The following is a 5,056-nucleotide window of genomic DNA, read 5'->3' on the forward strand; positions in this document are numbered from 1 at the left end:
GCCGAGGCGCCGGGCCGGGCCGGCGCCTCGCCGCGGGCGGTGGCGCGGCCGCTCGCTCAGCCGGCGGTCCGCCCCGCGCCGCCGAACGCGGGCTCGCGGCCGTCCTCCAGGTAGACGGGGCGGCCGTCGGCGAGGGCGCGCAGGCTGGGCTCCATCCGGCGCGAGACGTGCGCGGGCGACAGCTCGGGGATCTTCTCCGGCGCGACCAGGACGTGGTCGGACAGCTCGTCGGGCGGCAGCCGGATCGCGGCGAGCTCGGCGTCGCTGATGGCGCCGCCGAAGACGAACACGTTGACCGAGTCGACGCCGTCGTCGCGCGGGGAGCCCCAGTCGACGCAGACGAGGCCGTCCAGGCGGGGGACGAGGCCGAGCTCCTCGCGGCATTCGCGCACGCACGCGGCGAGCGGGGACTCGTCGGTCTCGATGACCCCGCCGGGCAGGAACCAGCCCTCGCTGTAGGTGGGCTTGACCAGCAGGACCCGCCCGAGGCCGTCCAGGAGCAGTGCCGCCGCGGCGCCGCGGGAGCGCGGCAGCGAGGCGTAGTAAGCAAGGTCGGGCATGTACCGAGATTAGGCCGGACGACCGTCTTATGATCCTCGCCGCGGCGGGCCCGGCACCGCATCTTCCGCGAGATCGCCGGGCCGCCGCGAATCCGGTTCGGCAACCGGCCGGACGGCGACGAATGGACCCTGACAATCGCCGACAACGCTTGACACGCGATCGTCAACCATTGCCGGACCGTTCCGCCGGTGCCGCCGGAACGGGCGGCTGACCTTGCCGGACGCGCGGGCGTGAACCGCATTTAACGCGCGGGTCACACGTGGGACGCGGCGGCGAAACGGCATCGCCGGAGCCTTCCGGCATGACCGGGACTCCCACGCACTGCCCGTACTGCGCCCTGCAATGCGGGATGACCCTGGACGGCGGCGCGGCCGCGGGCGCGCCGGTGCGGGTGGCGCCGCGCGACGACGTCCCCGCGAACCGCGGCGGGCTCTGCCAGAAGGGCTGGACCGCCGCGGAGCTGCTGACCGTCCCGGACCGGCTGACCGTCCCGATGATGCGCCGCACCCGCGACGCGCCGCTGGAGCCGTGCACCTGGGACGAGGCGCTGGACCGGATCGTCTCCGGGATCGGGCGGTTGGCCGCCGAGCACGGGCCGGACGCCGTCGCGGTGTTCGGCGGCGGCGGGCTCACCAACGAGAAGGCGTACCAGCTCGGCAAGTTCGCCCGGGTCGCGCTGCGCACCTCGCAGATCGACTACAACGGGCGGTTCTGCATGTCGTCGGCGGCCGCGGCGTCCGGCCGGGCGTTCGGGATGGACCGCGGGCTGCCCGGCCCCGTCACCGACCTGGCCGCGTCCGGCGCGGTGCTCCTCGCGGGCGGCAACCCGGCCGAGACGATGCCGCCGTTCATGCGCCACCTGGCCGACATGCGCGACGGCGGCGGCGCGCTCATCGTCGTGGACCCGCGCCGCACCGCGACGGCGCGGCAGGCCGACCTGCACCTGCAGCCCGCGGCCGGCACCGACATCGCGCTCGCCAACGGCCTGCTGCATCTGGCGATCGCCGAGGGCCTCGCCGACGAGGACTACGTGGCGGCGCGGACGAGCGGGTTCGACGCCGTCCGGACGGTCGCGAACGCGTACTGGCCGGACCGGGTGGAGCGCATCACCGGCGTCCCGCTCCCGAAGATGCGCGAGGCCGTCCGGCTGCTGGCGGGCGCGGACCGCGCCCACGTACTGACCGCGCGGGGCGCCGAGCAGCACGCGCGCGGCACCGACATGGTCAGCGCCTTCATCAACCTGGCCCTGGTGCTCGGGCTGCCGGGCCGTCCCGGCTCCGGCTACGGCTGCCTGACCGGGCAGGGCAACGGGCAGGGAGGCCGCGAGCACGGGCAGAAGGCCGACCAGCTGCCCGGCTACCGGAAGATCGACGACCCGGCGGCGCGCGCGCACGTCGCGGCGGTGTGGGGCGTCGAGCCGGACGCGCTGCCGGGGCCGGGCCGGTCGGCGTACGAGCTGCTGTCGGCGCTCGGCACGCCGGACGGCCCCAGGGCGCTGCTGCTGTTCGGGTCGAACCCGGTGGTGTCGGCGCCGCGCGCCGCGTCCGTCGAGGAGCGGCTCGGCGCCCTGGACCTGCTGGTGGTCGCCGACTTCGTGCCGTCGGAGACCGCGCGGCTCGCCGACGTGGTGCTTCCGACGGCGCAGTGGGCCGAGGAGTCCGGCACGATGACGAACCTGGAGGGGCGGGTGCTGCGGCGGCGGCGGGCGGTCCGCGCGCCCGGCGGCGTCCGCACCGACCTGGAGATCATCGCCGAGCTGGCCGGGCGGCTCGGCGCGCCGGGGGAGTGGAGCACCGACCCCGAGCGGGTGTTCGGCGAGCTGCGCCGCGCGAGCGCCGGCGGCGCCGCCGACTACTCCGGCATCACCTACGAGCGGATCGAGGCCGAGGGCGGGGTGTTCTGGCCCTGCCCGGCCGAGGACCACCCCGGAACGCCGCGTCCCTACCTGGACCGCTTCCCGACGCCGGACGGGCGGGCCCGGTTCTTCCCGGTCGAGCACCACGGGCCGGCCGAGGACGTCGACGCCGAGTACCCGCTGTACCTGACGACCGGGCGCGTCCTGGCGCAGTACCAGTCGGGCGCGCAGACCCGCCGGGTCCCGGCGCTGGCGGACGCGGCGCCGGGCCCGTTCGTGGAGCTGCATCCCGACCTCGCCGAGCGGCTCGGCGTCGAGGACGGCCAGGACGTGAAGGTGGAGAGCCGCCGGGGCGCGGCGATCGCCGAGGCGCGCGTCACGGACGCGATCCGCCGCGACACGGTCTTCATGCCGTTCCACTGGGCGGGGGAGGGGCGCGCGAACCTGCTCACCGGCACGGCCCTCGACCCCGTCTCGCGGATGCCCGAGTTCAAGGTGTGCGCCGTCCGGATCTCGGCGTGAGCGCCTTTTAACACGGCGGTGACAAAGGAGACCCAACCGTGAAACGGCCTCTGCGGAGACTCGGTTCATGAACATCGGGGACGGACCGGCACGACCGGCCACCGAGCGAACCTTACAACGTCAAGGCGCCGGGCCGGCGACGTTCGCCGCAGCGCCCGCACTGTTCCCGCACGCGACTCGCCTGGAGGTTGCCGGCCGATGAGCATCACATCCGAAGCGACGATCACGAGGCGTCCCGCCGAAGCCGCGGCCCGCTGGTTCGACATCTGCTCCTACGCCGACCTGATCCCCGAGCGCGGGGCCTGCGCGATGCTGGACGGCACGCAGGTCGCGGTGTTCCGCGCCTTCGACGGGACCCTGTACGCGCTGTCGAACCTCGACCCGTTCAGCGGCGCCTGTGTGCTGTCGCGGGGCATCCTCGGCACGCGCGACGGCGTCCCGACGGTCGCCTCGCCCATGTACAAGCAGGTGTTCGACCTGCGCACCGGGGTCTGCCTGGACGACCCGCGGGTGGCGGTGCCGACGTTCCCGGTCCGCCGCGCGGCCGGCGGCGACCGCGTGGAGGTGGCGCTCACCGATGACCGCCGACAGTGAGCCGCTGGCCGGGTTCGCCGTCGGGGTGACCGCGGCCCGCCGCCACGAGGAGCTCGCGACGCTGCTGGAGCGGCGCGGCGCGCGGGTGGTGCTCGCCCCCGCGATCCGCCTCGTCCCGCTCTCCGACGACGCCGAGCTGCTGGAGGCGACGCGGGCGTGCCTGGCCCGGCCGCTGGACCACGCCGTCGTCACGACCGGGATCGGGTTCCGGGCGTGGCTGGAGACGGCCGACGGGTGGGGGCTGCGCGACGCCCTCATCGCGGCGCTCGGCGACGCCGACATCGTGGCGCGCGGCCCGAAGGCGCGCGGCGCGATCCGCTCGGCCGGGCTGCAGGAGCGCTGGTCCCCTGAGTCGGAGGGCTGCGCGGAGGTCATCGCGCACCTGCTGGAGAAGGACCTGGCGGGCGCCCGGGTGGCGGTCCAGCTCTACGGGGAGCGCCAGCCGGAGCTGACGGAGGCGCTGTACGAGGCGGGCGCCGAGGTGATCGAGATCCCGGTGTACCGGTGGGCGCGCGCCGAGGACATCACGCCGCTGCGGCGGCTCGTCGGGCAGGCCGTCGCCGGCACGGTGGACGCGATCACCTTCACCAGCGCGCCCGCGGTCGCCGCGACGCTCGCGGTGGCGGCCGAGGACGGCCTGGAGGAGGCGTTGCTGGAGGCGCTGCGCACCCACGTGGTCGCGGCGTGCGTCGGCCCGGTGACGGCGCGGGCGCTGACCGAGCGCGGCGTGCCGGCCGTCCAGCCGGAACGGGCCAGGCTCGGGGCGCTCGTGCGGGCGCTGGCGTCGGACCTGCCGCGGCGGCGCGCGCGGCTGCTGTCGGTGCGCGGGGCCTCGCTGGAGCTGCGCGGGCACGCCGTCGTGCTGGACGGGCAGCTGCGGCCCATCGCGCCCGCGCCGATGGCGATCCTGCGGGCGCTGGCGCGGCGCCCCGGGCACGTGGTGTCGCGCGCGGAGCTGTGCGGGGTGCTGCCGAGCCGGCTGGTCGTCGGCGGCTCTCCGTGGTCGCGGGACGCGCGGCCGCAGGCCGACGAGCACGCGGTGGAGATGGCGGTGGCGCGGCTCCGGCGGGGCCTCGGCCGCCCTGGGATCGTCGAGACGGTCGTCAAGCGCGGCTACCGGCTGGCGTGCGACCCGCGCCTGGTGGACCGGCTCGCTGCGGGCGCGGGTGGCTGACCCGCTCGCCGCGGCGGGCCGCGCGCCGGTGCTGCTGGCCGTGGCGCACGGCACCCGCGACCCGGCGGGGCCCGTCGCGGTGCGGGAGCTGCTGGCCAGGGTGCGGGCCCTGCGGCCCTCGCTGCGGGTGGCGGAGGCGTACGGGGAGCTGGTCTCCCCGTCGCTGGAGGAGGCCGCCGCCGCGCTGGACGGCCCCGCCGTCGCGGTGCCGCTGCTGCTCGGGCGCGGCTTCCACGCGCTGATCGACATCCCCGATCGCGCCGGGCGGCTGCTGCCCGGCGCGGTGACGGCGCGTCCCCTGGGCCCGGACGCGCTGCTCGCCGACGCGCTGGCCGGACGACTGGGCGCGA

5 protein-coding genes are annotated in these 5,056 nt (G+C 76.5%); 4 read left to right on the top strand and 1 reads right to left on the bottom strand.

The window, feature by feature from the left end; genetic code table 11:
- Window positions 1-56: 56 nt before the first annotated feature.
- A complete protein-coding gene (locus tag ABT299_RS52140; RefSeq protein WP_190866295.1) occupies window positions 57-560 on the bottom strand; it encodes an NUDIX domain-containing protein in 504 nt (167 codons plus the stop codon).
- 302 nt (window positions 561-862) lie between these two features.
- Here ABT299_RS52140 and ABT299_RS52145 point away from each other — a divergent pair, with 302 nt between their 5' ends.
- The 4 genes from ABT299_RS52145 to ABT299_RS52160 form a co-directional block, all read left to right on the top strand.
- Window positions 863-2,938 (top strand): molybdopterin oxidoreductase family protein, encoded by a 2,076-nt coding sequence (locus tag ABT299_RS52145; protein ID WP_500255410.1) that lies wholly within the window; start codon window positions 863-865, stop codon window positions 2,936-2,938.
- 198 nt (window positions 2,939-3,136) lie between these two features.
- Window positions 3,137-3,532 (top strand): nitrite reductase small subunit NirD, encoded by a 396-nt coding sequence (gene nirD, locus ABT299_RS52150; protein WP_190866298.1) that lies wholly within the window; start codon window positions 3,137-3,139, stop codon window positions 3,530-3,532.
- Entirely contained in the window at window positions 3,516-4,706 is a 1,191-nt protein-coding gene (locus ABT299_RS52155) for a uroporphyrinogen-III synthase (RefSeq protein WP_500255411.1), read from the top strand. Before nirD ends, ABT299_RS52155 begins: the two co-directional genes overlap by 17 nt.
- The coding region (locus ABT299_RS52160; RefSeq protein WP_500255412.1) for a sirohydrochlorin chelatase at window positions 4,699-5,056 on the top strand (358 nt) is incomplete at its 3' end. The genes ABT299_RS52155 and ABT299_RS52160, both read left to right, overlap by 8 nt.

This window comes from Spirillospora sp. NPDC000708 (assembly GCF_040299565.1).
Taxonomy (GTDB): domain Bacteria; phylum Actinomycetota; class Actinomycetes; order Streptosporangiales; family Streptosporangiaceae; genus Spirillospora.

What these genes read in the sequence shown, in the direction of transcription:
- ABT299_RS52155 (WP_500255411.1), top strand. Translation starts at nt 3,516, where the DNA reads ATGACCGCCGACAGTGAGCCGCTGGCCGGGTTCGCCGTCGGGGTGACC.
- ABT299_RS52140 (WP_190866295.1), bottom strand. Translation starts at nt 560, where the DNA reads ATGCCCGACCTTGCTTACTACGCCTCGCTGCCGCGCTCCCGCGGCGCC.
- ABT299_RS52145 (WP_500255410.1), top strand. Translation starts at nt 863, where the DNA reads ATGACCGGGACTCCCACGCACTGCCCGTACTGCGCCCTGCAATGCGGG.
- nirD (WP_190866298.1), top strand. Translation starts at nt 3,137, where the DNA reads ATGAGCATCACATCCGAAGCGACGATCACGAGGCGTCCCGCCGAAGCC.